We start from the raw sequence: 24,152 nt of genomic DNA on the forward strand, positions 1-24,152 counted from the left end.
CCTATCCTAAATGCTATGATAGGCGCTGATTTATTAGGGCATAAGTTTTGTGCCGAGCGACAAAATTGAGGTTGTGATGTTTTTAGCAATGGATACCGTGTTTGATCAGTGTTCGATCGCCGTTTTAGATGCCAGTGGACAGGTATTGTCCGCTCATACAGAGAGCGGCAAACGTCAGCAAACCCAGCAAATCTTACCGATGATTGATGCCGCCTTGTTGGAGGCCAATCTAAAGCTTGCGGATATACACGCATTAATATTTAACCGTGGCCCTGGCGCGTTTAGCGGCATACGTATCAATACCGCCGTGGTGCAAGCGTTGTCTGTGGCGCATGATTTGCCTTGCGTTGGTGTCTCAAGCCTGCAGGCCATTGCCCAATGCGCGTATCAGCAGTATGGCGTGACAGAGGTTTATAGCGCCCTTGATGCGCGGATGCAGCAAGTATATTTTGGTCACTATAAGATAAAGCAGACCGAAGAGACAGCCGCCATTATGCAGCCAGTGTCGACGGCTGATGACGAAAGCACAGAGCAGCTGCTCGATTATGACAGTCAGACGACGCTTAATTTACCTATCGCTGGTAATGGCTCAGTATTACTCAAACCACAAGACGGTCAGGTGTGTCATGATGATGTCTGGCCGGACGCCGTGGTGATAGGGCAGATTGGTATCGCCCAATTTATGCATACTGGCGGTACCGATGCGGCACATGCGCTACCAAAGTATCTGCGCAACCAAGCATGGAAAACCCTCAAAGAGCAAGGCAAGGCCTAACTGCGGCTAGCCGTATAGACGATAACAACATCGCAAAAATTATACTCAGTCACCTGTCAATCTGGGTTTAGGAATACCACCGTGGATATCATTTTACTAATTCAAGCTGTCATCATGGGTATCGTTGAAGGTATCACTGAGTTTTTGCCCATCTCTAGTACCGGCTATATGATTTTGTCAGCCGATGTCATGGGGTTTTGGAGCAAAGACAAAGTTGATTTGTTTGTGGTGGTGGTGCAGCTTGGTGCGATTTTGGCGGTCATTTACGACTACTGGGGGCGGCTCTGGCAAGCGTTTATGGGTCTGCTGACTGGCAAGGCCGCTGGCATGAGCAACCCACGGCAGCTGGGGCTGAGTCTGATTGTCGCCACTATTCCGGTGATGCTGGTGGGCTTTACTTTTGCCGATGAGATTAAGACTTATCTGTTTAATCCGATCACAGTCGCTATCATGCTTATCATCGGTGGTCTGCTGATTTTTTATGTCGAAAAACGCCCTAAGACCGTCATTGCATGTGAGGCCGAAGACGTCAGTCTAAAGACAGCGCTGATGATAGGGTTGTTTCAATGTCTGGCTCTCATTCCAGGAACCTCTCGCTCAGGGGCGACCATCATTGGTGCGCTGTGGCTTGGCGTCTCGCGCAAGGCTTCGGCTGAGTTTTCATTCTTTTTGGGGATTCCGGTCATTGTGGGTGCTGCATTATTAGACTTGCTCAAACACGGTGATGTATTGAGCAGTCGCGAAGACTGGCTGGTATTGGGCGTAGGCACAGTGGTGTCATTTATCGTCGCGCTGCTTTGTATTCGCTGGCTGGTAGCATGGGTCAGTCGCCGTGATTTTACGATTTTTGCATGGCTACGGATTATCACTGGAGTCATCGTATTGTTGGCGTCTTGGTTATTTGGCTATCAAATGGCAGGCTAAATGGGCGCGATGATTTGTGGTTATACAAGCAATAAATAGAGAGAAATAGTCATGAGCGCGCCGCGACCAGCAGCTAACCCTCCTAATGTGCAAAGTTACTGTCACCTGTTTTATATCAGCGATAGCCAGCAAGCACAGATTGAGCGCTTGCAAGCCTTGATAGTACAGCACCAGCTGCCCATTGTCTTAAATACTGAGCGATTGCACGATAAGCTCACTCAAAAACGTCGCCAGCAGTTAAGCCAAACCTCCAGCGTACCTGTTTTAGTATTGGATCAAAAAGACAAGCTATCGTGGCTAAGCGATGGGCTAAGCGTGGCGCCAGAATGGGATAAATTGCAGCGCCGCGTGGTAAGCGCTGGGCGCAAATCTGAGCTATTGCTGCAAGCAGCGAAGGTCACAGCGGACAGCCGCGTTATCGATGCCACCGCAGGCTTTGGTCATGACAGCTTGATATTGGCCAGCACCGGTGCACAAGTCACCATGCTCGAGCAGCAGCCGTTGATGGCATTGCTATTGTTGGTAGAGCAGCAGCGCATGAGCGCACAGCGCAATTGGCAAAAGCTGATGAGCCGTCTACACATCATCAATACCGATGCGCTCAGCTACTTTGCCACCTTACCAGCTGATATGACAGGTGCGACTAAAGCCGTCGATGTGGTCTATCTAGATCCGATGTTTCCAGAAGACAGCTACCAAGACAGCAAGACCGGCAAAGGCGCAAAAGTCGGCAAGCATATGCAAGCCTTGCACCAGTTGGCAAGCCCGCCGACACTGGAGGAAGAGCGTCAACTGCTACAACATGCGCAAGCTATCGTTGGAGATAGTGACAAACAAGGCCGCGTGGTGGTAAAGCGTCCACAGCTTGCCTCAGCACTTGCCAATCAACCACCCAATGAGAGTTGGCATAACGAAGCGGTGCGCTTTGATGGTTATTTTGTGTGATAGACGTTTATTATTAGGATGAATGGACTCAATTAATCCGCTTGAGTGTTTAGAGTTAATGGATATAGGAGCCGGAATGTCAGCGTTAGTCATATGGATCATGGGAGCAGGGTTATTATTGATAAATATCATACTGCGTACTCGGCTGCTTCGGCTGGAAGCATCACTTAAAGCACTCAGAGGTCCACAAGAGTATTTGAGTTATCTGCATAATCAAGCTAAAACAACGCAAAATAATAAAGTGGCTGCTATCAAAGCGCTGCGAAAAAAATATCCTGAGTTGTCGCTGATCGAAGCCAATAAATTATGGCAGCAGATCCAGTAATCTTATCCGAGCATATAAGCTGGTTACCTAACTTTTTATTGATGATAATTAAAATACCATGACATTTTCAGACAAACTACATGCCTACCTGCAGTTGACCCGTTTTGATAAACCAGTCGGTATAGAGCTGCTACTCTGGCCGACGCTGTGGGGCGTGATGCTGGCGGCGATGGGTGAGGCGCAGCAGCAAGGGGCGACGGCAGGTTTGCCCAGCCTAAAAGTATTTGTATTATTTGCGCTCGGGGCGATTTTTATGCGGGCGGCAGGCTGTGCGATTAACGACTTTGCCGATCGTAAGGTCGACGGTCATGTGTCTCGTACCAAAGGCCGACCATTAGCAGATGGTCGCCTGTCTGCCAAAGAAGCCATCGCAGCTTTTGTGATACTCGTCTTACTCAGCGCCAGCTTATTGTTTTTTTTGCCTATCGCAGTGTTTTATTGGTCGTTAGGGGCGGTCATATTGGCCTTTATTTACCCCTTTATGAAGCGCTATACCCATTTGCCGCAAGTGTTTTTGGCCGCCGCGTTTGGCTGGGCGATACCGATGGCGTATGTCGCGATACAAGGCGCGCCTGATATCTGGTGTTGGCTGTTGTTTATCGCTTATATGTGCTGGACGGTAGCATATGATACCCAGTATGCCATGGCGGATCGTGAAGATGATCTAAAGATTGGGGTTAAATCCACAGCGATACTCTTTGGCCGCTATGATGTCGTTATCATCTCGCTACTACAGATGCTATTTTTGCTCATTATGGGCGTGGTGATGTGGCATTATTTTGCACCGACGTCGCTTGGCATCACGCCAGTATTTGGCCTAGCGCTGGTGGCGATGATGTTTGCTAAGCAAAACAGCGCTTGTGCCACGCGTCGTGCAATGTCTTGTTTTCAGGCGTTTTTGGCCAATATCTGGGTCGGACGCTATGTCTTTGCACTTATCGCAATTGCGTGTCTATGGACGACTTTTAATGGATAAATTCAACAAGCTCTCAAGGTCAAAAGCGAGAAAGCGGGTAGAACCCAACGGCCCAAGCGTCGATTATCAGGCCAAGCTTGCTGAACATGGACTGACGCGCGCGCAGGTCATCGCTACCGAGCGTAAACTGGCCAAATTTGCCAACACCATGGACTCATTGGTGCGGGTGCCATTTACCAAGCAAGGCATGGGCGCTGATGCCGCGCTGTCAACCATTCCGCTGGCAGGGGATTTGGCGGGGCTGGCGTTGACCAGCTATGCCTTTATATTAGGTCGTCAGCTAGGCGTACCGGCACATAAGATGACGCCTGCAGTGAGACTGGCGCTGATCGATATGGTGGTCGGTATCGTCCCTGGTATCGGCACATTGCTGGATATCTTTATACGTCCCAGCCGCAAGACCTTGGGCATCGTCCATGAGCATCTACATGATGAATATGGCATCACCGAAACCATGCATATGGATCGGCCGTTTTTGCATCAATCATTAGAAGACAAGCAGCAGCAAAGTCGCTTTTGGCGTAATCCTATTGTGGCTTGGGTGTATCTGCATATCCCAGACATCATCGGCCTTATCGTCATCGCGATGATCGCGTGGGGGCTGTGGGCACTTATGAGTTGGTTGGTCGAGGTATTTGGCAAGACAACGGGTTTTGGCTAAAAATAAGCAGTCATGAAAGAGGCGACACACGATAGTAACGTGTGCCGCCTTTTTTATTGCTTAAAATATTCTTTTGAAGAGGCTTAAGGCATTTGACTTTTAATAAGTTGCCAGTTGGTAATTTACTCAGTGATGACTTCAGCATCAGCGCTGATGGCTTCAAAGCTTTTGACTTTATCGTTTTTAATCAGGTCGATACTGCCGCCACCTGCATGACTGACCAATTGAACATCACCATCGCTTGAGCGATACGTTGGGTTATTGCCTTGGCCTTCTGGGCCGCTTAGGGTCATCGTTGATTTATTGGGCAAGGTGACAATGGCATTGAGTACGCCCGCCGCCGAGGTCTCAAAAGTGACAGATAATGACTCACCAGCTGCGCTTATATAACGCACGTCGGTGATTTGCGCGCCTTTAATGGCTTGCTCTGGGTTTGGGGTAGGTGGTGTATCGGGTGTATCGGAGGCAGCCGGCGCTGCACCGTCAAGATCGCTTTCTAATTCCGTTAGGCTAACGTCATGGTCGGTCGCTGTTATTGGCTCAATCTGAGTGTGCGCCGTGTGTGCCTCATCGCTACCAGCATGATCGGTATCAGTATTTGTGGTCGCTACTGGTTGGGTGCGGATCTCAGTTTGAGTATCGTCAGTGGGCGCGGGCGTTTCTTGACAAGCTGCTAGTTGCAGGCTGAGCACGGCAGCAGGCAACAAAAGATAAAGGCGCCGCGCATGTTGAGACATGGCATTTGAAGGGATGGCTTTTAGAAAGCTCGTCAATGTGGGGGCTAGGGTCGTCATAAGGCGCTGCTTGTCTAGTAAGATAGCGATATTTAAGCACAGTAAACCAATAGGAACAATCCACGACCACGCCAATTATTTTTATAGTATAAATAGCGGTTTTCTTTGTGATGGTATTTTCTTTAAACTAGGGCGTGTCCTCAATTAAATCGATAGCCATCTAAATGGGCGAAATCTGGCCAAACGGTGTCAAATAGCTGACGAATATCTCGATATTATAGTGAGTTCAGTATAAAAACGGTACAGTGGGACTGGGATAAATTTTACGCAGCCTCTGTCGGCGCAGGCACAGCACGCAAGGAAAATTTATACCAGTTCCACGTTGATATATAATGTATCTGTTTTATTTAGAATCGACTATATTTGCGCTATCTTCCTTGTTTGACGGCAATTTATCTCATTTTTATCGCCGTTTTTAAAATGAGGACACGCCCTAGTCTGCAAGCGGTGTCTGCAAGCGCGTACGGTTCGGCGATAGGCGTGCGAGCATCGCTGCCGATAATGGTGCAAACGAGCCGAGCATCATATCTGCCAAGGCCTCAGCACATATGGGGGCTAATGCATAGCCTTTTGCGCCCATTGCACTCATTGTCCAAAGCCGCTTACTATCTACCAATAGCCCAACCATGGGGTGATAATCAGGCGTTTGCGTGCGAATGCCTGCACGTCCCCGCCACAGAGTGGTATCTGTTGGAATCACTGCTGCCATCTCAGGAATGGCAGTGACGAGTTTGTCGCGGCTAATCTGATGCTCTTCATCACGAATATCGGTGCCTGTGTCATTACGCACAAAACTCGCCCCTAACAATAAATGCGCTGCACCTTCTACCACATCGTTTAACTCGTTATCGCCAGCGTGCGCGGTAAAGGGGGCGCAGTAACCGCTGTATTTAAGTGGTACTTTCGGTAAGTTTGTAAGCTCGGCGGCGGTCGGCGTAAACCAAGAGAGCTGACCGCGTATTTTTCGGCAATCAAAAATGCGCCGATCTAGCTTATGACTCTCAAATGCGGCGCAAATCACCACGTTATCGGCATCAAGAGAGACGATACTATCATCCTGATCATTACCTTTAATCGTAGCGGTTTGCGCCGTCTCGCTAATATCGTAAACGTTTATTTGCTGAAAGCGGATGAGCGGGTGCGTCAGGATGATGTCTTTTAAGGCGTGCGGATTGACCAAGCCGGACTGTGGTAAATATAAGTTTTCTGTTAAGTCTTGCGCGGTTAGTCCGCTGATGCTTTGTGCCTGCGCATGTGGTAGCGTGGTGGCCATCTCATCTGGATAATCTGCAATCTGCTCGGTGCCGATATTGGCTTTTATCAGCAAATCGAGCGCGCCTGTCGGCTCAAGCACTGGCGCTAGCTGCTGCTGCGTAGCCTTGTCATTGAGCGTTCGATATAGTCTGCTACTATAGAGATAGCCGATAGTATGCAGATGCTCGTCGACATGATGGATGGGCGTCATTTTGGGCGCGAGTAGGGCGCGCGGATTGCCTGACGCCCCTGCCAACGGTGCCGTTTTATCCAGCAAGGTCACCTGGACACCGCGATTGGCCAGCGTCCACGCCATCATCAGCCCTGAGATACCAGCACCAATGACGATGCTATGGCCATTATCTATAGCTTGGTGGTCAGCCGCTCGATTATCAGTGTGGCCAGATGTCTCATCGCCTACTGGCGCTGGCATGATGGCAGTGAGCATCTCACGCTTGCGGCCAAAGCCTTTGACTTTTTTGATCTCAAAGCCGCAGTCTTTTAGCGCGCGTTTGACGATGCCGGCGCAGCTATAAGTAGCCGCGGTCGTGCTGGGAGACGATAGCCGCTGTATCTGTGCAAAGATATTTTCAGCCCATAAGGTGCTGTTGCACGACGGCGCAAATCCGTCCAGATACCAAGCATCGATAGCAGGTGCTGGCGTTAGGTGCGTCCCTGATGCCAATTTTGCCAAGCTGTCAGCGGCATCGCCCAACCATATATCGACCGTTAAGTTGTCATCAAAAAAACGCAAACGATGACAGCCTGTGATGAGCGGCGGATAGGCGGCCAAAAACTGCTCAATCAGCTCGGCCAGCTCAGGCGCACGCTGTGCCCATAAGGCTAAGATTTGAGTGAGATCAGTGAGCGGTATCGGGAACTTTTCTGTGGTAATAAAATGCAGCCTCGCTGTTGCTAAGTGCGGATGCATGTCACGCAGCGCACGCCAGAGCTGCCACGTTGCCAATAAATTTAGCCCTGTGCCAAGTCCCAACTCCGCGATGCTAAAGCATTGCATTGGCGCAAGGTTTGCCAAGCGCTCGGCGAGTTGATTGTGTGCCAAAAACACATAACGCGACTCTGCTAGGCCATCGGCATGGGAAAAATACACATCACCAAACTCACCAGATACCGGTACCTGATTGCCCGTATCATCCATCTGCCAGTCGATCTTGGCAGGGCGGATGGCAGAAGGCTGTGGTGAGTGACTGTTTGACGACTGCGTATCTGGCTGGCTATTTGGCTGTTTATCTGGCAAGGAGGCAGATGTACTGCTGTTTTTTGGGGCGGCGTTAGACATAAATGGTCACATCAGACAAAGCAAAAAGACGATAAATAAAACTACCAGCGCTCACGGCGGACAAACACAAGCCACGAGATAAAAATACCCACAAGCAAGCTGATCAAAACCGTAAAAGCGCCATATAAGAACAATTGGCCTTTACTCTCATATATCAAGACATTGACTTGGGTTTGTAAGTCATTCACTTGCCGCTGTAATTGGGCATTGCGGCTAAGGAGCTGCTGATTGGCATCGGAGAGCGCTTGACTGGACGGCTGCAACTGCGCGGCCAAGGTGTTATTAATATCAAGGCTGGCGTTGGTACCCGCTGCAGGTGGTGCGGCTTGCTCTACCAAAGGGGCGGCTGGGCTGGCAGCCGTATCGGTGACGCTCGGTGCTGCATAAGCAGACTGCGCGGCCAGCGCCATGACCAACAACACTCTAGCAAGCGCAGACGTAGAGCCAAGCGTATTTAGTACAGAGGGGTATCGGCTCACGGTTTGGTCACTTGTGCAGCGCCGTTACCAGATTTTGGCAACGTATGAATAAAAGGTCTGATATCGACATGGCTATAGACGCCATCACGTAGGTAGGGCTCGTCGTTTGCCCACGCCTGCGCCGCCTCGATAGAATCAAAGTCAGCGATGATTAGGCTACCTGACATCGCCTCCAAACCGTGTTCGATAGGAGTAGGGCCTGCGATAATTAGGCGGTTTTCTTGGTCGAGTGCCTGCAGACGGGCGACGTGCTCAGCGCGGGTGAGTTGACGCTGCGCGCGGCTATCGGCTACGTCATGACCGATGATGGCAAATAAGGACATGAGACTTCCTCATAAAATAAACAGTAAATAAAAGGGGTGAATGTTCAACACGCCCTAACCACATGAGCTGATAAAAAATCGCGAGTATCGATACAAACGTGCCAAGATGGCATCATGATGGTCGCGATTGGCATTTAGCTGGCGCTGCAAATTATTATAAAATTATAGAAATAATAACGCGCGCGACTTTGCTACTTTGCCGACTTATCCGTCAATGCTGGATTGAGATACTTTTTTAGTACTGCAAACTGAGCGACGACAAACACCAACATAATTGGAATCCAGCCATAAGTTTTAAAGTTGATCCAGGCTTCATCTGACATCATAAACGCTGTGATATAATGCAAGATGCCCATAAAGGCAAAAAACAACCCCCACGCGACAGTCAGTTTTTTCCAGCCGCTCATCGTCAGTGAAAAGACATCTTTCATGGCCAGCTGCATCAAGGGTTTATTGATCGCGGCACTGACAATCAGCGTTAAGGCAAATATGCCGTTGATGATTGGCGACTTCCAGCGTAGATAGACATCATCACGCAGCAATAACGTGCCACCACAGAACAAAATGGTCAACAATAAAACGACCCATTGCTGTTTATCAAATTTGCCTTTTTGCCGAATGAAGTGAATGGCATAAACGAGGATGGTGGCGATCAGTAGCGCACCCGCCGCGGCCAAGATACCACTGTAACGAGCAGCGATAAAAAAGGCAATTAAAGGAATAAAGTCTAATAAGGCTTTCATAGCAAGTGGGATGTCCAACAAAAACGTATGGGGTAGTTTACACGTCTACTGCGGCAAAAAAAAGCAAACAACGCGATAATCATACGATATCACAAGCCTGCGCGCCAATAGTCAGTGCGGCTGATCAGTCGTGCTACTGCTATATCGAAAGGGTTGTTGCTGACGCACGGGCGCGCCGAGTTATTATTGACTTTTTATATAGTTAACTCACTTTAAAACCGATACAGCTGCCCGTTCATATGAGCGCGTCGATTTTATTTCGAACTGACTATACTTTTATATACTATTAAAGCTAAGGCTTATTTTATGAAATTTGATTTACATTGTCACAGTACCTGCTCTGATGGTACTTATGCACCGACCGAAGTGGTGCAACGTGCCCACGCAGCTGGTGTCAATGTATTGGCACTGACCGATCATGATACGCTGGCAGGGATTGATGAGGCGCGGGTAGCGGCGACGGCCTGCGGTATGCAGCTGATTAATGGGGTTGAGATTAGCTGTGAGCATACGCTCAGCGGCGGCTATGGCAAAAACAAATCAACCAAAAAAATCATCCATGTGCTGGGGCTGGATTTTATTGACCGAGATAAAATGCACGCAACTTTGCAGCAATTACAAGACAGCCGCGCTACTCGCGGTCAGAAAATCACTGAGAAGCTTAGTGAGTTATTAAGTCTCGATTATGAGGAGCTGTGGCAGGCCGTACTGGGTAAAGCCGGTGGCAACCCGCAAGGGGTCGGACGCGCCCATATCGGTCAGGTATTGTTTGAGCGCGGCGACGTCAAAACGGTACAAAAGGCCTTTGATAAATATCTGGCGGATAATAAACCTGCCTATGTGGCGATCGATGCGCTGAGCATGGCTGAGGGTATCGAGCTGATACATGCGTGTGGCGGCAAGGCTGTATTGGCGCATCCGACGCGTTATCATCTCTCAGCCACGCGGGTGCGTAAGCTGATCGAAGAGTTTGCTGGGCTGGGCGGTGATGGTTGTGAGCTGCCTGCCACCAGTGAGCCTATCAGCACCCGCCGCATGGTCGATCGTAGTATCGCTGCCAACAATTTGGTCGCCTCGGTTGGTAGTGACTTTCATGGTAGCAATATGCCGTGGCGGCGCTTGGGCGACGTTCCTGTATTGACACCTGACCAACAAGGCGTCTGGCAGTCGTTTACCACGCTTGGCTAACGGCTCATATACATTTGTCTAGAAGCGCGCTGCCGCCGCTTATTTGGTTACACTTTGGGGTGAGCGTTTGTCTAATAAATAGCCAAAACAGATTGAAACCTCAGAAAAATCTTGCCACACTTGAGTGGTGGCCAGCGTTTGTACGATGGGTAGGACGTTTATCTCTTACGCACGCAGTTATCTGAGCTTATATTTAATAGACGCTTATTTTATATAGTAGTTGTAGTCGTTGGTTGCTTTCACTCATGTTATGTCTGGTGTATTTACATTTTTTGCGGTAGCCAAACTATGTCTGTATCGTTTCCTCATTTAGGCTACAAGCGACTCTCGCGAGCAATCTTCGAATGGCAAGCTGCTGATAGGACTGCTTTATTGGCAGTGTTTATCTTGATGGAGGTGTTTTTACACTGGCTTTGGTGTGTGTTTGTCTGGTGGTATCAAGATGCCTTAGGCGCTTATGTTTATATTCATCTGTTGTATCCGCTGTGGCTTGGCATTACGGTGATGGGTGTGTTTTTTTGGGGTATCGCACGCCATCTGTCGCGTCTTAAACGGCAAACGACTGCCATAAAAAACAAAAACTTAAATAATTGGCAGCTGCTGTTGGTGGTGCCTTATACTTTCTATATCGCCACTGTGATCGTCATGGTCGGTTATAGCAGTTTGTTTGCGGGTGTCTCGCTGGTAGGCGGTGCGATGCTTGGGATGATGCTGATCAAACGCCGCTATGCGTGGCGTGTGTTTTTGCTACAGATTGCTCTGATTTTATTGGCTATCTTGGCGCCTTACTTCGGTATTCATCTGCCCAATTTGCGCCAACTGACGTTTGTTTATCCATTTTTAGACAGCCAAAACTACCTGACGTACAACGAGCTGATGGCGATCGAAAACACGCTTGCCACCTCGGTGTTTAAGGGGGTGACGTTAGACTGGTCGAGTATCAGCGAGCTACAGCGCTCTTCGACGTTTTTTTGGCGCGCAACCCATGTGCTACTGGCCTTACCCAAAGCAATCTTTATCGTTTATATGTTTCGTACGTTGTTGTTGATATTAGATGACAGCAAAAACGAGATATTAAAGCATGCCAATCAAGACGAGCTAACCCAGCTCAAAAATCGTCGATACGGTTTGACGCAGATGAAGCAGGCGCTAAAAGAGCTACAAGACGGGCAGGACTTTAGCGTTATCTTGCTAGACTTGGATTGGTTTAAAGACATCAATGACACCTATGGTCATGAGGTCGGCGATCAGGTGTTGTTTGAAGTGGCGCGGACGCTGACGCAGGCATTGACCGATGCGGCCATCGTGAGCCGCTATGGCGGCGAAGAGTTTTTGATTGTCCTGCCAGCCACGAGTCACGATGGGGCGATGCTCATCGCCGAACAGCTCCGCAAAGACATCAGCAAGCACATCATCAAGGTCGATGATAATGAGGCGTTTAGCGTCACTGCAAGCTTGGGGCTATACACGTTCACTCACGAACAAAGCGTGTGTATGAAACAAGCCCGTACGGAGCAGCTACAGTTAGAGGCGGCGCTGCAACCAGCGCCCGCAGGCAAACCCCGCCACCACAGATCCGCCTTATCGCCAGAGTACCAGACCCTTTTGCCACCTGATATTTGCCAGCGTTTAATCTGTACAGCGGACAAGGCGCTCTATGAAGCAAAAGACCGTGGCCGCGACCAAGTGGTCAGTGCCAATCACATGTTCGTCAGCGAAAATAGCCGCCATGCGATGCTGTGTGGTATCTAAGCTGAGCCCAACTGTAAATGCTGGACGATGCTGGCCAATACACTGGTGGCAAAGCTGCCAGTCGTCAAGGTAAAGCTCAGTATCAGCGCTTGCTCATTGCTCTCGGACGCATCTAACCACTCCCAGCTTAGCGCTTCAATTGGCAAACGCAGTGCTCGGCGCTGGGCTTTGACATCGCGCTGCTCTAAGCCCATGGCCAGCTGTGTCAATAAGGCATTATTTTTTACAATATCGCTCTCAAGCTGCGCTGCCATGCCGCTGACCTTATCGTTACCCACACCCCACAGCACGCCAGTCGGATGAATATCACCACTCATCATCCGTGCGCGTAAGGCATCGTCTATTGCCTCACTGCCAAATATCGAGCCTGAACCGTCTAAGTTAAATACCTCACCTGCCAGCCCAGTATCCCAGTTGCCTACGCGGACTCTGGCTGCCAGTATCTCATTAAATATCAGACTACGAGCCGCAGATAGCTCCATGGCGTTTTGCTCACGTGGCGCGCGTTTGCGTTTACTCTTTTTGGTTTTTGGTTTGCTCGCCGGTATGGGACGAGCAAATAGCCGTAGGGCTTCTGCGATGTTGTTGCCTTCATAACCAAAACGCTGGGGGCCAAAGTAATTGGGCACGCCTGTTTTGCTGATAGTAGCCAGGTGCTGCTCGGTCGCCTGCTTGGCGTCAGTAGCTGCGATATTACTGGCAAACTCGATCTCTCGTAGGGTAATGGTAAATTGATTGGCGCGGTGAGTACCGCGATTGAGCTTTTTGTGGTGCCAATGCTGGGCGATGATGGTGACGGACTCGTTGTCGCTGATGTCTACTGGGGCAAAATCCGAGTTGGGCAGTTGCTTTTTGGGGATTCTTAAGCTAAACCACTGCGTCGTCAGCGCATGACGGTCTTTGAGCCCCGAATAACCGACATCACGCAACGGAATCTCTGCCCATTCTGATAGCAGCTTGGCCAGATAGGCCGTATTTATCCCTGATTTTTTGATATGTAGCCACAAGTGCTCACCCTCACCTGTGAAGTCAAGCGGCAATATTTCATTGACAATAAAGTCGTTGTTTTGGGTTTTATAAGTTGCCTGCCTTAAAGGTTGCGGTATAGGCTGCGGCAGCCGCTCGGTGTCTGTCGCCGCTTTTATATCAGTGCTTGTCAGCGTGTCGCTCATAGCCCGCTCATGAGTAGATGGCTGATGTGTCGTTGTATCGTTCTGATTATCTTGATCTTGGGAAGTCATAAAGGTGTCTTTTGTTTTGATAAGGGTAAGGAGGCGTACGTGAGATAAAGGTAAGTAATGAGAATATAAGTAATGAGAATAACAGAAAAAAAGTTACGTTTTGCAACGTGGCAAGCATACAAATAAACAACGTCAGCCAAGTGGTCTTGCTACTATCAGATAATACGTATTTTTGAATGTAGTGTCTAAATGTCTATAAATGGACTTTTGGTTTGAGCCAATACAAGCCCGCCCAAGTCCGCCTAAGCCAGTACGGATACCAGCCTATCAATAATAACTGTTAAGGATGACCTATGAGCCAAACAAACAATAATCAAGCCGCTGACAAAATCGCCGCCAAAAATCTAGTGACCATCGATAAGTCCGACATCCCAGATGGTGGCATGAAGTCTTATAAACAAGAGGACGATAGCATCATTTTAGTCACGCGTGACCGTGATGAGTTTAGCGCATTTGATGGCAAATGTCCGCATGCCGGTGCCGACTTGGGTGAGGGGTTGCGCTGCGGCGATAGAGTGATCTGTCCGTGGCATCATGGTAGTTTTGACAGCCGCGACGGTACGCTATTAGAGCCTGTCGCGATGCGCGGCCTGACTCAATATGAGCTGATCGATGAGGGCGAACGGTTGGTGGTGGATACCGCGGCCAAGATAGACAACCGTACCGCAAATGACAAGCTGACCGACACGCATACCATCATTGTAGGCGGCGGCGGTGCAGGATTTATGACCGCCAACCAGCTACGTCATACGGGTTATGGCGGCAAAATTACCTTAATTAGTAAGGACAGTTACGCTCCTTACAACCGTCCTTTATTGTCCAAAATGTTTTTGGCAGGCAAGATGGATGAGAAGTATCTGATGCTAGGTGGCCGCGAGTGGGCCAGTAACAACAACATTGAGCTGCGCCTAAACCAAACCGTCAGCGCAGTACGGCCCAATGAGCGTACGATTGTCATTGAAGGCGGCGATGGTAACCACGAGCAACAGACTGCGGATTTTTTGGTCGTGGCAACAGGCGCCGAGCCGAAGATACCGCCATTTCAAGGTGCTGAGCTAGCGGGCGTCTATACGCTACGCAGTATGGACGATGCCAAAACGATCAAAACTGCAACAACAGACAAGCACGTGCTGATCGTCGGTACAGGATTTATCGGCATGGAGGCAGCATCAGCGCTGATGCAGGCTGGTAATGCCGCATCCGTCACTATCGTCGGGCGCAGTCGCCGCGTCATGAGCAATATCGTCTCTGAGGCGGTGAGTAATGCGCTCATCAAACTGCATGAAGAAAATGGGGTGCGCTTTGTGTTTGGTACTGGTGTTGAGAGCATCAATGAAGATGGCAGTCACGTCAGCGGTGTCACACTGTCAGACGGCAGTACGCTGGCCGCAGATGTGGTGATTTTGGGTACGGGCGTGGCACCACGTACCGAGATATTAAATGAAGTAAATGATCCCGATGGCGTGCAAGTCGATGAGCGCCTACAGCTACGCGACGGCGTCTATGCACTGGGCGATATTGCCAAAGCCACCAATCAGATGGGGCGCATGCGTATTGAGCATTGGCGCGTGGCCTTACAGCATGGCATGGTAACGGCTGCTGCTATCTTAAATGAAGACAATGACCACTCGTTAGAGGAGCGTATTCCGTTTTTTTGGACTGGACAGTATGGCAAAAGCCTACGCTACAGCGGACATGCCGCAACCCCTGATAAAGGCATATTATTTGGCTCGCCAGATAGCCTAGATTATATCGAATACTACTTCGATGATGAGGCGGAAGACACCCGTGCCAGTGCTGCAAGCTCGCTTGGACGAGACAAAGAGCTGATCGCGTTTTCTGAGCTATTACGCCGTGGTCATGCGCCAACGCGCGCGCAGCTCAGTGCCGGATTTGACATGATTGAGCAAGCACAACTACTGTCGCGCTAGCATTTAGAGGGTGATAAGGTTTACTATAAAAAGCTGGCCTACAGATAGGTCAGCTTTTCATATTACACGCTATATATAGCAGCAGTAAAAGGACATACCCTCATATGGATAGCAATACTACCAAAAATCGCCCTGTGTTTTTGCGGCAAGCCCGCCGCGCCGATATCGCAGCGCTCGAGCAGCTACTCAACCGCTGCTACCGAGAGACCGCAGGCTGGACGAATGAAGCGGATCTGGTGGGCGGTATTCGTACCACGGCAGACGAGCTGGCAGGCGTCATCGATCATCCAACACACTACCTGTTTGTCTATCCAAAAACCACGACAGGCGCACGTGATGACGCAGAAACAGGCGAGCTGCTAGGCTGCATCGCAGTGGACATAAAAACAGATGACAATGTAGCCATTTGTGCTTATATCGGTATGTTTGCCGTGCATCCAGAGCTGCAAGGGTGCGGCGTTGGCAATGAGATATTACAAGCGGCAGAGACGTTTGCTACGCGGCATCTAGCAGATAACGGCCAGCCAAGTCGTCTGACCATGTCTATCTTGAGCCATCGCCCCGAGCTATTAGCCTACTATCAGCGCCGCGGCTATCAGCTAAATGGCAATAAAATGCCATTCCCAGATGATGGCAATAATGGCGAACCAAAACGTCAGGATTTAGAATTATTGGAATTAGAAAAAGTGGTGAGTGCGTAAACCCTAACCCCAAAAATGCCCAAAGGTCATAAACAGGCCGACACTCAATAAGATAAATGCCACGATAATCAAGCGCTTAAACCAAGTAAAAGCTGGTACGCGCGTGGCATTATCATCAGACATAAGAAAAGCGAATAAAAATAGCAAACTCCCTGCCAAGGTCATGATGCCTAAGCCCACGGGTAATATAAAAAGGTACATCTGCCACACAGTCATCTCGCAACGGTCATTATTAAACGCATCATAGCAGTATCAGGATTGTGCTGTCAGTATCTGGTTTTACACTAAAGCAAAAATAGACAATAAAAAAGGCCATTTCGTTAAAAATAGCCTTTCTTCTCATTCAGTCTGTCTAACGCATCGTCACAAACTCTTCTGCACCTGTCGGATGGATGGCGACGGTATTGTCAAAGTCAGCCTTAGTCGCACCCATCTTGATCGCCACTGCAAAGCCTTGCAGCATCTCATCGACCCCGTAACCGATGCCATGTAGGCCGATGATTTTTTCCTCCTCACCTAAGCACACCAGCTTCATCACGCACTTTTGGCGATGCTGCGTCACCGCGCTATACATCGAGGTAAAGGTCGAGGTGTAGCATCTGATATTGTCTTTGCCATACTGCGCCACCGCATCGATCTCAGATAAGCCAACCGTCCCAATCGCAGGGTGAGTAAAAATCACCGTCGGTACCAGCTCGTATGTTAAATGCTCATCGGTCTTGTCGTTAAACAAGCGCTCAGACAGACGCCTACCAGCGGCGATGGCAACTGGTGTCAGATCAATACTATTTTCGATAATATCACCGACCGCGTAAATACCATCGATATTGGTATTTTGGAATTTATCGACTTTGATTTTGCCAAACTCGGTGGTTTCTACGCCCGTTACTTGCAGGTTGATGTTGTCGGTTGAAGGCGCGCGCCCAATTGCCCAAATCAAGCAATCGACCGTATCAAGCGTACCATCTTTGGTGAACAGCTCTAAACAGCCATCTTCGTTTTTATTGACTTCGGTGAGTGTGGTGTTGGTATGCAGATGAATACCGTCTTGCTCCATCTCTATCAGCAGCGCCTCGACGATAGTGTGATCAAACGAGCGCAGCGGCGAATGCTGGCGGACATAGAGATGTACCTCAGCGCCGAGGCTGTTGAGTACGCCTGCGATTTCGACAGCGATATAGCCTGCGCCTGCGATAGCGACGCGTTTGGGCAAATGAGTCAATTTAAAAAAACCATCAGAATCGATGCCGTGCTCTGCGCCTTTGATATTAGGCTTAATGGGCTGTCCGCCCGTCGCGATCAGGATATGATCGGCAGTGATATGCTCGCCATTGACTTCGACCGTATTGGTATCGACAAATTTTGCAAAGCCTTTGATTACTTCCACGCCGTTTTTGGCCAGATTATTGTCATAAGAGCGGTGGATATTTTGGATATATTGCTGACGGCTTTGTACCAGTTTTTGAAAGTCAAAGTTTTTTAATTCCACATCAAAGCCATAATCTGGCGCATACTTCTCAATCGCTTCGGCCACTTGCGCGCCATACCACATCACCTTTTTGGGCACGCAGCCCCAGTTGACGCACGTGCCGCCCAATTGCGCCGCTTCGATAATGGCGCATTTTTTGCCGTAGCTGGCGGCGCGGTTGATCGAGGCAATGCCGCCGCTACCGCCGCCAATGGCGATATAATCATAATGTTTGCTCATGTTTTATCCTCGTATGTATGATTGATAAGTGCTGTCTTGAGTATTGTCGCGGCAGGGTGCAACCGACCACTGTGGGTATGGTACAACATAAACAGCCGCTATTAAGAGAATGGGCAAAGACCCAACATACTATAAACGATACCTAAACAATGGCGCGACGTCTATAAAATAACAACCCAGGAATGGACAGACCCAGCACCAACCCTGAGGTCACAAACAAGGCTTCGAATAAATACACCATCATTTGGCTAAATAACTCGTCCGAAAAACCAAAATAGCCTATCTGTACCATACTGACCATCGCCTTATAAGCAGCGATACCGGGCATCATACAGATGACGCTTGGCGAGATCAGCGCTTTGGGCGGTAGGGTATATTTTTTAGAAAAATATACCCCCAAAAAGCTGGCAAGCATCGCCCCAAAAAAGCTGGCCACCGCCAGATGGACATGCTGATAGACAAGGGCTGTTTTTAGTCCGAAGCCAAACGCCGTCATCAGCAAACACGGCAAAATATAGCGTTTGGGCACGGTAAACATCAGCGTCCAACCAAGAGTGATGATGCATGATAGCGCGACAGTCTCAATGAGCCACATATCAAAACCCCCAATGCTGTATTTGCAGTAACACCAGTGCCATGACGATACCCACGCACGCGGATAAGGTCAGCATATAAGTAAACACCGCCCGCCCAACGCCGATATTGACATAGCCCTTTAAGATATCGGATAAGGAGTTGATCAAAGGAAAGCTGGGCACCAGTAGCAGTACACTAGAGGCCACCGCAATATCGGCATTATTGCCAATATCAAAATAATAAGTCGTCGCTCCGATTAAGGAAGCGATAAAAGCGGTGGCAATGACGGTGATAAAGGGGTTGAAATGATGCTTGGACAAATAAATACGAGTAAACATCGCCACCATGCCGGCGATAAAGGTCACCCCAGTAATTGCCCAGCTGCCGCCGTTTAAATAGGCAAATGCGGCGCAAGACGCCCCTACAAATATGCCCACCAACCATGTTGGGTACACCGCTTTATCTAGCTCATCAAAGGCAAGGATGGTGCGGTTCGTCAGCTCAGACTTTAGCGTATTGCTACCTAGCTTGCCGCTATTGGTATTGGCTTCGGTTTTATTGATGATTTGCTGGATTTGTACGAGTAAATTGACATTGATGCTTTGGTTGATGGTGTCTCGGGTGGTGGTGATACAGCGCTCATCACAGATGGTGGTCAAGGTAATGGCGTTAAAGTTCAGCGAGCATTCGACGCTGTTCATGCCTAAGGCCAGCCCCAAGCGTTTGGATAAATCCACCACCACCGCAGACTCTGCGCCATACTGCATAAGAAGTAATCCGCAGCGCACGCATAGCCGAGTGATGCGCTGCTGCTGTACGTAGCTGATAGAAGTCATGGGTAAGCTGGGCATGTTGGCTACTGTCGCTCTTATGAGGGTTATAAGGGATGAGAAGTAGTGATGACGTATCGATATAGCAAGGTAACGATAGCATAACTTGCGCTATTGATTTGCTACTATTATAAGGCGTAAACCATTGTCGCAAGGAGAATAAAATGCATATTGCTATCTTAACCCTGACTTTTGCGCTAGCTGGCTGTCGCTCACTTAAAGAAAAACGTCAACGTATGGGCGGATTGCATGCGCGCTTTGGCAATACGCCAAGCGTCGCCGTCTGTGAGAGCGGCGCGCGCGAGCGCCATGACGCCAGCGAGTGGACGTTTGTCATCGTCGGGCTGTCCAAACGTGAGGTCGAGTCGCAATGCCGTCAAATTGAGGAGAAGATAGAGCGCACGGTAGATGCGCGGGTGATGAGTATAGAGCGGGAGTTTGTTTAGATTAAATCCGTTATCCATTTTGCCGCAATGACAAAAAAACCTAACTGAGCGGTTAGGATGAGCGTGCAATCTTGATATAGCCAAACAATAGACTGTTAAATTGATAGACTTTTGTTTTTTACCGTGATAATCTCTTCGTGCAATTTAGACACATTAGTTACATATCGGTTACATTTTAATGGTTATGGCTCTCAAATAGGACGTCTGATGACAACGTTTCAAAAAATAAAAAATGCACTATTGCTGACTACGGTTACTACTTTAGCAGGCTGTACCACGGTCGCTGATATCGCAGGATATGATACTGCTACCATGAATATCGATGCGGCAAAAAGCTACTCGCAAGTGGTTTCTAGCGCTCATAGTCAAGGCGCGGTAGACAATACCTCTGCCACCGCCGCGCGGGTAAATCGGGTTTTTCATCGTATGAAGCCCTATGCTGTGCGCGCTAACACAACAGGGGTGCCCTTTGATTGGCAGGTCACTGTGATACGCTCGCCTGAATTAAACGCTTGGGCAATGCCTGGTGGTAAAATGGCGTTTTATACCGGTATTGTAGAAAAGCTACAGTTGACAGATGCAGAGATCGCGGCAATCATGGGACACGAAATGACCCATGCGTTAGCTGAGCACAGCAAAAAGGATGCTGGGCAAAAAATTCTGACAAGCCTAGCACTTCAGTTAGGAGGTGCTGCGATACAGGCGGAAACAGGGCTGAGTAATGAGGCGCTGGGTTTGATTAGTGACTTTGGCATTGATAAGCCGTTTTCTCGTAGTCAAGAATCACAAGCCGATGCAGGTGGCTTACGTTTGATGGCGCAAGCAGGCTACAATCCAGAAGCTGCCATTGCAGTATGGAAAAAAATGGAAGCGGCAAACGGTCGCAGCAACACCTTAGTCACGTTGATGTCTACGCATCCAAACTCAGGGCAGCGTATCGCCAAAATCCAAGGGCTGCTACCTGACGTGATGCCAGTTTATCAAGCCGCTGTAAAAGCGCCGACCAATACCATGAGTGGCACCATGACTGGGGTAGTGACTCGGACGATTAAACATAAATAAATCAGTACATAACATCAAAAAAGGTAAGTCAAACTGAACTGCTCCCATAAGTTAGTTGTATCCAACTTATGGGGGCAGCTCAAAAGAGCAGCCGTTAAATAACAACTAAAAGTAAAACTTAACCTGCTTCAGACATCGCCTGCTTAAGCATCGGCTTTAAAAACTCACCAGTGTATGAGCCTTTGACGTCCGCCACTTCCTCAGGCGTACCCTCCGCGATGATCATACCGCCACCTTTACCGCCTTCAGGGCCAAGATCAATCACCCAATCCGCAGTTTTGATGACGTCCAAGTTATGCTCGATGACCACGATGGTATTGCCTTTATCACGCAGCGCATGCAGGATATTAAGCAGCTTATCGATATCATGGAAATGCAGGCCAGTGGTCGGCTCATCCAAGATATACAGCGTTTGCCCTGTATCACGCTTGGCCAGCTCACGCGCCAGTTTGACCCGCTGCGCTTCACCGCCTGATAGGGTCGGCGCGGATTGACCCAAGCGAATATAGCCAAGACCGACATCCATGAGCGCTTGTAGACGGCGATAGATCGCTGGGATCGCTGAGAAGAACTCAGTGGCATCTTCAACGGTCATATCGAGCACTTCAGCGATGGTTTTGCCTTTATAGTAGATCTCTAGCGTCTCGCGGTTATAGCGTTTGCCATCACAGCTGTCACAGGGTACATACATATCTGGCAAGAAGTGCATCTCAACTTTGATCAGGCCATCGCCCTGACACATCTCACAGCGTCCGCCTTTGACGTTGAAACTAAAGCGGCCGGGCTTATAACCACGGGCGCGCGCCTCAGGCGTTTGGGCAAACATTTCACGCACAGGGGTAAACACGCCAGTATAAGTGGCAGGATTTGAGCGCGGCGTACGACCGATCGGGCTTTGGTCGATATCGACCATTTTGTCCAAATGTTCAAGCCCGCTGATGCTGTCATGCTTATCCGCGATAAGGGTAGACGCATTGTTTAACTGAGTCGCTGCGATCGGCATCAAGGTGCGGTTAATCAGCGTTGATTTGCCCGAGCCGGATACGCCAGTGACACAGGTCATCACACCGACTGGCAAGCTCAGATCGACGTCTTTTAAGTTGTTACCTGACGCGCCTTTTAGCTCGATCGTCATTGGCACCTGCTTTGGTTTGGCTTTACCTTTGGTCTCAACTTCCATGGTCTTGGCTTTATGCCGTACTTTTGGGATTTCGATTTTTTTCTCGCCAGACATATATTGTCCAGTCAGCGAGTCTGGGGTCGCCATGATCTCATCGATCGTACCTTGCGCGATGATGTGACCGCCATGCACGCCTGCGCCGACACCGATATCGATGACGTGATCGGCTTGACGAATCGCGTCTTCGTCATGCTCAACGACCAGTACCGTATTACCCAAGTCACGCAGCCGCGTTAGAGTCTTTAGCAAGCGATCATTGTCACGCTGATGCAGACCGATCGACGGCTCATCAAGCACATACATAACGCCCATGAGACCAGCGCCGATTTGGCTGGCAAGACGGATACGCTGTGCCTCCCCGCCCGATAACGTCTCAGCAGAGCGAGCAAGGGTCAAATAATCTAGCCCGACACTGACGAGGAAGTTTAGGCGCTCATTAATCTCTTTAAAGATTTTTTCTGCCACTTCGCCTTTATGGCCGCCAATTTTTAAGGTTTTATAATAGTCAGCGGCATCGCCGATAGAGAGCTTGACGATATCGGCGATGGTCTGCTCATCGACACGCACGTTGCGCGAGATTTCATTGAGACGCGCGCCATCGCAGACGTTACAGGTGGTGTCAGCCAGATATTTTGCCAGCTCATCACGCACAAGGTTACTTTGGGTCTTGGCATAACGGCGCTCAAGATAGGGCAATACGCCTTCAAATGGTACCGTCTTATTGGTCTTGCGCCCGCGCTCATCGGTGAAGTTAAAGCTCAGTTTTTCTTTACCAGAGCCGTGCATGATGATGTCTTGTTGCGCTTTTGGCAGTGCTTGCCACGGCGCATCCATATCGATGTCAAAGTGCTTGCAAACGGTAGAGAGCAGGCCAAAATAATAGGCATGACGCTTGTCCCAACCATTGATTGCGCCTTGATTGAGCGATTTTTCATGATGGGTAATCAGCTTCTCAGCAGCAAAATACTGACGTTTACCCAGACCGTCACAGCTTGGACAAGCGCCGTATGGGTTGTTAAAACTAAACATCCGCGGCTCAAGCTCAGGCACTGCTCGATCACAGACAGGGCAGGAGTGCTTGGCTGACATCACTTGGTCGTCAGCACTGTCTGCGTTTGGGTTGCCATCCATAAAGTGTAGTGTGACCAGACCTTGGCCTAAGCGTAGGGCAGTCTCGAGACTTTCGGCGACGCGGTTGCCCAAATCGTCGCGGACTTTAAAACGATCGACGACGACTTCGATGGTGTGTTTTTTCTTTTTATCGAGCGTGGGTAGCTCATCGGTATCATAGACATCGCCATCGACACGCACACGGACGAAGCCTTGTCCGATCAGCTGCTCAAGTAAGACCGTATGCTCGCCTTTACGCTCACGAATTACAGGAGCCAGGATCATAAGCTTGGTGTCTGTCGGCAGCGCCATGATCTGATCGACCATCTCGGTGACAGACTGCGCAACCATGGGTTCGCCATGCTCGGGGCAATAAGGCGTGCCGATACGGGCATAGAGCAGGCGCAGATAGTCATAGATCTCGGTGATGGTACCGACCGTCGAGCGCGGGTTGTGGTTGGTGGATTTTTGCTCAATGGCAATAGCAGGGGAGAGTCCCTCGATGCTATCGACTTCGGGCTTCTCCATTTGTGAGAGGAACTGACGCGCATAGGCGGACAGGCTCTCGACATAGCGGCGTTGCCCTTCGGCATACAAGGTGTCAAACGCCAAGGACGATTTACCAGAGCCTGATAAACCTGTGATTACCACGAACTTATCGCGCGGGATGTCCAGATCGATGTTTTTTAGGTTGTGCGTGCGGGCGCCGCGTATTGCAATGTGGTCATTTGCCATCGGTGATAGGTTTCCTATTTGCTAAAGTGATGGATAAAAATACTGATGTATAAGAAGTAGTGAGCGCAACCTACATTTAAACCAGCCATGTAAAACAGCATCCCAGTCGCGCTATGTTATTTTTAAAGTGTATGAGGGTCAAAATAGTGACGCAAAAGATAGCTGGTTTTTATAAACAGCGTTTTTGTAAGCT

At 49.4% G+C, this 24,152-nt stretch carries 22 protein-coding genes; 12 read left to right on the forward strand and 10 right to left on the reverse strand.

Annotation, left to right across the window (positions count from 1 at the left end):
- The first annotated feature begins 76 nt into the window (after positions 1-76).
- The 6 genes from tsaB to AADH33_RS02670 all read left to right on the forward strand — a co-directional run bounded on the left by tsaB (position 77) and on the right by AADH33_RS02670 (position 4,606).
- Positions 77-775, forward strand: coding sequence for a tRNA (adenosine(37)-N6)-threonylcarbamoyltransferase complex dimerization subunit type 1 TsaB (gene tsaB / locus AADH33_RS02645; RefSeq protein ID WP_075100746.1), 699 nt, complete (start codon positions 77-79; stop codon positions 773-775).
- Between the two features lie 81 nt (positions 776-856).
- Positions 857-1,699 (forward strand): undecaprenyl-diphosphate phosphatase, encoded by an 843-nt coding sequence (locus tag AADH33_RS02650; RefSeq protein ID WP_075100492.1) that lies wholly within the window; start codon positions 857-859, stop codon positions 1,697-1,699.
- A gap of 51 nt (positions 1,700-1,750) precedes the next feature.
- Positions 1,751-2,644 (forward strand): class I SAM-dependent methyltransferase, encoded by an 894-nt coding sequence (locus AADH33_RS02655; RefSeq protein ID WP_348549471.1) that lies wholly within the window; start codon positions 1,751-1,753, stop codon positions 2,642-2,644.
- A 76-nt stretch (positions 2,645-2,720) separates the two neighbouring features.
- Positions 2,721-2,969: a hypothetical protein gene (locus AADH33_RS02660; RefSeq protein WP_207969624.1), complete on the forward strand. Its 249-nt coding sequence runs from the start codon at positions 2,721-2,723 to the stop codon at positions 2,967-2,969.
- A gap of 58 nt (positions 2,970-3,027) precedes the next feature.
- A complete protein-coding gene (ubiA, locus tag AADH33_RS02665) occupies positions 3,028-3,945 on the forward strand; it encodes a 4-hydroxybenzoate octaprenyltransferase (RefSeq protein ID WP_348549472.1) in 918 nt (305 codons plus the stop codon).
- Complete coding sequence (locus AADH33_RS02670) at positions 3,938-4,606, forward strand: DUF4112 domain-containing protein (RefSeq protein WP_348549473.1); 669 nt, start codon at positions 3,938-3,940, stop codon at positions 4,604-4,606. The genes ubiA and AADH33_RS02670 overlap by 8 nt, the downstream gene beginning before the upstream one ends.
- Positions 4,607-4,728: 122 nt before the next feature.
- Here the strand turns inward: AADH33_RS02670 and AADH33_RS02675 are convergent, their stop codons facing one another.
- The 5 genes from AADH33_RS02675 to AADH33_RS02695 all read right to left on the reverse strand — a co-directional run bounded on the left by AADH33_RS02675 (position 4,729) and on the right by AADH33_RS02695 (position 9,499).
- On the reverse strand, positions 4,729-5,400 hold the full coding sequence (locus AADH33_RS02675) for a hypothetical protein (protein WP_348549474.1): 672 nt from the start codon (positions 5,398-5,400) through the stop codon (positions 4,729-4,731).
- 433 nt (positions 5,401-5,833) lie between these two features.
- Positions 5,834-7,813: an FAD-dependent 5-carboxymethylaminomethyl-2-thiouridine(34) oxidoreductase MnmC gene (mnmC, locus tag AADH33_RS02680; protein ID WP_348549938.1), complete on the reverse strand. Its 1,980-nt coding sequence runs from the start codon at positions 7,811-7,813 to the stop codon at positions 5,834-5,836.
- 182 nt (positions 7,814-7,995) lie between these two features.
- Positions 7,996-8,433 (reverse strand): hypothetical protein, encoded by a 438-nt coding sequence (locus AADH33_RS02685; RefSeq protein WP_348549475.1) that lies wholly within the window; start codon positions 8,431-8,433, stop codon positions 7,996-7,998.
- Positions 8,430-8,756 carry a YciI family protein gene (locus AADH33_RS02690; protein WP_075100499.1) on the reverse strand — a complete coding sequence of 109 codons (327 nt, stop codon included), beginning with the start codon at positions 8,754-8,756 and terminating at the stop codon, positions 8,430-8,432. The genes AADH33_RS02685 and AADH33_RS02690 overlap by 4 nt, the downstream gene beginning before the upstream one ends.
- 191 nt (positions 8,757-8,947) lie before the next feature.
- On the reverse strand, positions 8,948-9,499 hold the full coding sequence (locus tag AADH33_RS02695) for an inner membrane-spanning protein YciB (RefSeq protein ID WP_274631929.1): 552 nt from the start codon (positions 9,497-9,499) through the stop codon (positions 8,948-8,950).
- 306 nt (positions 9,500-9,805) lie between these two features.
- Here AADH33_RS02695 and AADH33_RS02700 point away from each other — a divergent pair, with 306 nt between their 5' ends.
- Together AADH33_RS02700 and AADH33_RS02705 are read left to right on the forward strand one after the other, a co-directional pair.
- A complete protein-coding gene (locus tag AADH33_RS02700) occupies positions 9,806-10,687 on the forward strand; it encodes a PHP domain-containing protein (protein WP_348549476.1) in 882 nt (293 codons plus the stop codon).
- Positions 10,688-10,975: 288 nt separating this feature from the next.
- Positions 10,976-12,439: a GGDEF domain-containing protein gene (locus tag AADH33_RS02705; protein WP_348549477.1), complete on the forward strand. Its 1,464-nt coding sequence runs from the start codon at positions 10,976-10,978 to the stop codon at positions 12,437-12,439.
- Here the strand turns inward: AADH33_RS02705 and AADH33_RS02710 are convergent.
- Positions 12,436-13,611 carry a tRNA pseudouridine(13) synthase TruD gene (locus tag AADH33_RS02710; RefSeq protein WP_348549939.1) on the reverse strand — a complete coding sequence of 392 codons (1,176 nt, stop codon included), beginning with the start codon at positions 13,609-13,611 and terminating at the stop codon, positions 12,436-12,438. The two genes, AADH33_RS02705 and AADH33_RS02710, sit on opposite strands and share 4 nt — an antisense overlap.
- A 362-nt stretch (positions 13,612-13,973) precedes the next feature.
- Here AADH33_RS02710 and AADH33_RS02715 point away from each other — a divergent pair, with 362 nt between their 5' ends.
- Entirely contained in the window at positions 13,974-15,611 is a 1,638-nt protein-coding gene (locus tag AADH33_RS02715) for an FAD-dependent oxidoreductase (RefSeq protein WP_348549478.1), read from the forward strand.
- A 104-nt stretch (positions 15,612-15,715) separates the two neighbouring features.
- Positions 15,716-16,312, forward strand: a complete 597-nt coding sequence (locus tag AADH33_RS02720; protein ID WP_348549479.1) for a GNAT family N-acetyltransferase — start codon at positions 15,716-15,718, stop codon at positions 16,310-16,312.
- A gap of 352 nt (positions 16,313-16,664) precedes the next feature.
- Here the strand turns inward: AADH33_RS02720 and gorA are convergent, their stop codons facing one another.
- The 3 genes from gorA to AADH33_RS02735 form a co-directional block, all read right to left on the reverse strand.
- Positions 16,665-18,020 (reverse strand): glutathione-disulfide reductase, encoded by a 1,356-nt coding sequence (gene gorA / locus AADH33_RS02725; RefSeq protein ID WP_348549480.1) that lies wholly within the window; start codon positions 18,018-18,020, stop codon positions 16,665-16,667.
- Between the two features lie 142 nt (positions 18,021-18,162).
- Positions 18,163-18,615 carry a threonine/serine exporter family protein gene (locus AADH33_RS02730; protein ID WP_075100506.1) on the reverse strand — a complete coding sequence of 151 codons (453 nt, stop codon included), beginning with the start codon at positions 18,613-18,615 and terminating at the stop codon, positions 18,163-18,165.
- A gap of 1 nt (position 18,616) precedes the next feature.
- Positions 18,617-19,432, reverse strand: a complete 816-nt coding sequence (locus AADH33_RS02735; RefSeq protein WP_317053777.1) for a threonine/serine ThrE exporter family protein — start codon at positions 19,430-19,432, stop codon at positions 18,617-18,619.
- A gap of 158 nt (positions 19,433-19,590) precedes the next feature.
- On the opposite strand from AADH33_RS02735, the gene AADH33_RS02740 reads away from it, so the two are divergent.
- Together AADH33_RS02740 and AADH33_RS02745 are read left to right on the forward strand one after the other, a co-directional pair.
- Complete coding sequence (locus AADH33_RS02740; RefSeq protein ID WP_207969129.1) at positions 19,591-19,872, forward strand: DUF503 domain-containing protein; 282 nt, start codon at positions 19,591-19,593, stop codon at positions 19,870-19,872.
- 207 nt (positions 19,873-20,079) lie between these two features.
- Positions 20,080-20,934: a M48 family metallopeptidase gene (locus AADH33_RS02745; RefSeq protein WP_348549481.1), complete on the forward strand. Its 855-nt coding sequence runs from the start codon at positions 20,080-20,082 to the stop codon at positions 20,932-20,934.
- A 118-nt stretch (positions 20,935-21,052) separates the two neighbouring features.
- Here AADH33_RS02745 and uvrA read toward each other — a convergent pair whose 3' ends face one another.
- The gene (gene uvrA, locus AADH33_RS02750; RefSeq protein WP_348549482.1) at positions 21,053-23,959 is read right to left on the reverse strand and encodes an excinuclease ABC subunit UvrA; all 2,907 of its coding nucleotides are present in this window, start codon (positions 23,957-23,959) and stop codon (positions 21,053-21,055) included.
- Positions 23,960-24,152 lie beyond the last annotated feature (193 nt).

The organism is Psychrobacter sp. KFRI-CH2-11 (genome assembly GCF_038239325.1).
In the GTDB taxonomy this organism is placed as follows: Bacteria; Pseudomonadota; Gammaproteobacteria; order Pseudomonadales; family Moraxellaceae; genus Psychrobacter; species Psychrobacter celer.